This window comes from Mesorhizobium sp. M7A.F.Ca.MR.362.00.0.0, from assembly GCF_004023175.1.
Taxonomy (GTDB): Bacteria; Pseudomonadota; Alphaproteobacteria; order Rhizobiales; family Rhizobiaceae; genus Mesorhizobium.
The window spans coordinates 9,640-10,367 of record NZ_RZTF01000071.1; the positions used below are offsets into that span (position 1 = coordinate 9,640).

A 728-nucleotide genomic window follows, 5' to 3' on the forward strand; every position below is an offset into this window, starting at 1 on the left:
GATCGAGATCGAGGTGACGGCGCTGCGGCGCACGGCTTGAAAGGCGACCGACGATGAAAGTCCGGCGCATCGTTGCCAATATCGAGACATCGGATGCCACTGCGGCCAAGCGTTTCTATCAGGATGTCCTCGGCCTCGATGTGCTTATGGACCTTGGCTGGATCGCCACCTACGGCTCGCAGGCAAAGATGGATGTCCAGGTCAGTTTCATGGCGCAAGGCGGCTCCGAAACGCCGGTGCCGGATCTTTCGATCGAGGTCGATGATGTCGATGCGGCGCTCGACGCCATGAAAGCGGCGGGCTTCGCCATCGAATACGGACCGGCCGACGAGCCCTGGGGCGTGCGCCGCTTCTATGTCCGCGATCCGTTCGGCCGGCTGGTCAACATTCTCTCGCATCGGTGAAGGCAAGGCGCTGCAATTTGCGGGAGGCTGGCGGGGCAGAGGGGAGCGCGAAGGATCGCAAACGAACGAGGTTGTTCTTGATCGCTGCGTTACTCCTTGCGCACAACCGGCTTGGCGTTTAGCAAGGCCGCGGTTCAAATTCTTTCCAGGACGGTTCCTCCATGGCAACGAAGCATCTTTTCCTGCTCCCCGGTGACGGCATCGGTCCCGAGGCCATGGCCGAGGTCAAGAAACTGATCGCGGTCATGAACGACAAGCTCGGCAGCGGTTTTGCCACCGATGAGGGGCTGGTCGGCGGCTGCGCCTATGACGCGCATGGCGCGG

General features: G+C 61.8%; 2 protein-coding genes. Both read left to right on the forward strand.

Annotated features, from left to right (window positions below; genetic code table 11):
• Positions 1-53: 53 nt before the first annotated feature.
• Complete coding sequence (locus EOC06_RS12250; RefSeq protein WP_127271319.1) at positions 54-404, forward strand: VOC family protein; 351 nt, start codon at positions 54-56, stop codon at positions 402-404.
• A gap of 161 nt (positions 405-565) precedes the next feature.
• Positions 566-728: isocitrate/isopropylmalate family dehydrogenase (locus EOC06_RS42335; protein ID WP_245469519.1), on the forward strand; the 163-nt coding region annotated here is incomplete at its 3' end.

Bases quoted from the DNA above. Each gene is read 5' to 3' on its own strand.
- EOC06_RS12250 (WP_127271319.1), top strand. From the start codon at position 54: ATGAAAGTCCGGCGCATCGTTGCCAATATCGAGACATCGGATGCCACT.